The 3,528-nt window shown below is 68.3% G+C and carries 3 protein-coding genes; all 3 read right to left on the reverse strand.

The features are described from left to right. A partial coding sequence (gene yjfF / locus ACXJL8_RS36750; RefSeq protein WP_456686593.1) for a galactofuranose ABC transporter, permease protein YjfF occupies positions 1–824 on the reverse strand: 824 nt, incomplete at its 3' end. Further along, positions 821–1,813, reverse strand: a complete 993-nt coding sequence (locus tag ACXJL8_RS36755; RefSeq protein ID WP_456622289.1) for an ABC transporter permease — start codon at positions 1,811–1,813, stop codon at positions 821–823. The genes ACXJL8_RS36755 and yjfF, both read right to left, overlap by 4 nt. Continuing rightward, positions 1,810–3,351, reverse strand: coding sequence for a sugar ABC transporter ATP-binding protein (locus ACXJL8_RS36760; protein ID WP_456622288.1), 1,542 nt, complete (start codon positions 3,349–3,351; stop codon positions 1,810–1,812). Before ACXJL8_RS36760 ends, ACXJL8_RS36755 begins: the two co-directional genes overlap by 4 nt. Positions 3,352–3,528 lie beyond the last annotated feature (177 nt).

Genomic DNA, 3,528 nt, shown 5'->3' on the forward strand with positions numbered 1-3,528 from the left:
CCCTGGATCAGGACGCCGAGGAAGGTGCCGACCACCGAGCCCTGCCCGCCCGTCAGCAGCGTGCCGCCGATGACGACGGCGGCGATGGTGTCGAGCTCGACGCCGACGGCGGAGAGCGAGTAGCCGGCGCTGGTGTAGAAGGAAAAGACGATGCCGGCGATGCCCGCGAGCAGGCTCGACAGCATGTAGATCTTCACCGTCATCTTGCCGACGGCCACGCCCATCAGGCTCGCGGTCGCGCGGCTGCCGCCGAGCGCATAGACATTGGCGCCGAACCGCGTGAGGTTCAGCAGCAAGGCGCCGCCGATCACGATGACGAGCATGATGATCGCAATGGCCGTCAGCCGCCCGCCGCCGGGCAGTCGCAATGCGAAGTCCGACACGGTCGAATACACCGGCGCGGTGATCGGCACCGATTCCGTCGAGAGCAGGAAGCTCGCCCCGCGCGCCAGGAACATGCCGGCCAGCGTCACGATGAAAGGCGGCAGATCGAAGACATGAATGACCGCGCCCATCGCCGCGCCGAAGCCGGCCGACAGCACGAGGATGGCGGCGAAGGCGACCAGCGGCGGCACGCCCCAGCGCTCGATCGCCAGCGCAACGAACACCGTGGTGAAGCCGATCACCGAGCCAACCGAGAGATCGATGCCGCCGGAGATGATGACGAAGGTCATTCCGGTCGCGACGATGCCGAGGAAGGCGTTGTCGGTGAGGAGATTGCCGACCACGCGGGTGGAGGCGATGTTGGGGAACTGCACCGCGCAGAGCGCGAAGCCGGCAACGAGCACGATCGCCGTGATGAGGACGGGCGGCAGGCCTTTCATGGTTTCGTCCTCCGCAGTCGCGCCATGATCCCGGAGAACCCCGACAATTTCGGCGATTGCAGCAGCAGAACCGCGAGCACCACCACCGCCTTGACCAGCAGGTTGAATTCCGGCGGATAGCCCGACAGCAGAATGCCCGTGTTCATGGTCTGGATGATGAGCGCGCCGAGCACGGCGAGCACGAGGCTGAAACGCCCGCCGAACAGCGAGGTGCCGCCGATCACCACCGCAAGGATGGCGTCGAGCTCGAGCCAGAGGCCGGCATTGTTGGCGTCCGCGCCCATGATGTCGGCCGCCGCGATCACGCCGGCGAGCGCAGCGCAGACGCCGCACCAGACATAGACCGCCAGAATCATGGCGCGGGTGCCGACGCCGGCGAGCTCGCTCGCCCGCGCATTGCCGCCGGTCGCCTCGATCAGCAGCCCGAGCGCCGAACCACGCACCACCGCGCCGGTGAGAATCAACATGCCGAGCGCGATCGCGACCGGCACCGGCAGGCCGAGAATGGAGCCATTGCCGAGCCAGATCAGATCGGGCGAGCTGAAGGTCACGATGCGCCCCTCGGTGATGAGCTGGGCGATGCCGCGCCCCGCCACCATCAGAATCAGCGTCGCCACGATCGGCTGCATGCCGAGCACGCTGACCAGAAAGCCGTTCCACAGGCCGCACACGAGGCCCGCGCCGAGGGCGGCCGCCAGCACGACCGACAGGCCGTGGCTATCGGCAAGGCTCGCCGCGATGGCGCCGGAGATCGCCATGACCGCGCCGACCGAGAGATCGATGCCGCGCGTCGCGATCACCAGCACCATGCCGAGCGAGAGCAGCGCCACCGGCGTGCCGCGGTTGAGCACGTCGATCAGGCTGCCGAACAGCCGGCCGTCCTGGAGCCGCAGATCGAAGAATTGCGGCGACACCACGCGGTCGACCGCCAGGATAACGATCAGCGCCAGGATCTGGGCAAGGCCGCGGCGCGGCAGCAGCGCTGTCATGGCCGGGCCTCGTGCGCGGCGGCACCATCGGCGGCGATGGCCGCGAGAATGTTGGTGACGTCGATCGCCTCGCCCGTGAGCTCGTCGACATGGGCGCGATCGCGCAGCACCACGACACGGTCCGAATAGGTCACGATCTCGTCGAGTTCGGAGGAGATCACGAGCAGCACCAGCCCGTCGTCGCAGAGCTCGCGGATCAGGCGGATGATCTCGGCATGTGCGCCGACGTCGATGCCGCGGGTCGGCTCGTCCAGCACCAGGAGCCGCGGCGAGGTCGCGAGCCAGCGCGCCAGCACCACCTTCTGCTGATTGCCGCCGGACAACAGGCCCACCGGCCGCTCCGGGTCGGGCGGGCGGATGTCGAGCATCTTGACGTAACGGGCTGCGATCTCGTCCTGCTCGCGGCGCGACAGCGGCCGGTGCAGGCCGCGCTTGGCCTGGAGCGCCAGCACGATGTTCTCGCGCACCGTGAGCTCGGCGACGATGCCGTCGGTCTTGCGTTCCTCCGGGCAATAGCCAAAACCGTGGCGCACGCCGTCGCGCGGCGACTGAAGCCGCACGGCCGCGCCCTCGACCTTGGCCTGCCCGCGATCGGCGCGCTCGGCGCCGAACACCAGCCGCGCCGTCTCGGTCCGGCCCGAACCGAGCAGGCCGGCGAGGCCCACGACCTCGCCATGGCGCAGTTCGAGATTGAACGGCGCGACATAGCCGGCCTTGCCGTAGTTCTCGAAGCTTGCACAGACCTCGCGCGCCTGATGTTCGCGCGTGGCCGCACGGGCGCTGGTGGTCTCCGCAAGCTCGCGGCCGAGCATCATCCGGATCAGTTCGAGCCGCGGCAGCGACGCCGTCTCGCGCTCGCCGACCAGGCGCCCGTTGCGGAGCACCGTGATGCGGTCGGAGATCTCGTAGACCTGGTCGAGGAAATGGCTGACGAAGACGATGCCGATGCCGCGCCCGGCGAGCTGGCGCATGATGCCGAAGAGAATCTCGACCTCGTGACGGTCGAGGCTCGCGGTCGGCTCGTCGAGGATCAGCACGCGCGCCGAGAGATCGACGGCGCGYGCGATCGCGGTGACGTGCTGGATCGCCACCGAATAATTGCCGAGCGGCGCTGATACGTCGATGTCGAGGCCGAATTCGGCAAGCACGGTTTTGGCGCGGCGGCGCATTTCGCCCTCGCGCACGATGCCGAAGCGCATCGGCTGGCGGTCGAGAAACAGGTTCTGCGCCACCGACAGGTTCGGCAGCAGATTGACCTCCTGGTAGACCGTCGCAATGCCGGCCTGAACCGCCGCCTTGGCCGAACGCGGCGCGACCTCTTCGCCCCCGAGGCGGACGATGCCGGCGTCGCGCGCGAACACGCCGGTGACGACCTTGATCAGCGTCGATTTGCCGGCGCCGTTCTCGCCGAGCAGCGCATGAATCTCGCCGGCGCGGAGCGTGAAGTCGACCTCCTGCAACGCACGCACCGCGCCGAAACTCTTGCTGATCCCGCGCACTTCCAGCAGGGAAGCCGCGGGATCGGGGCTGTTCACCATCGTAACGTCACTCCCACCGGCGTCCGCGGACAAATCGGACGCCCAGCCTATCCGTTCGCGCAGCGGTTTCGAAAGGGAGCGCCATCGGACAAGTGCCGACGGCGCAATTCCCCGCCTCAGTAACCGAGGCCCTTCTTGCTGTCGTAGATCTTCTGCGGATCGTCGGCGGCGGTGTAG

This window comes from Bradyrhizobium sp. P5_C11_2, from assembly GCF_054049755.1.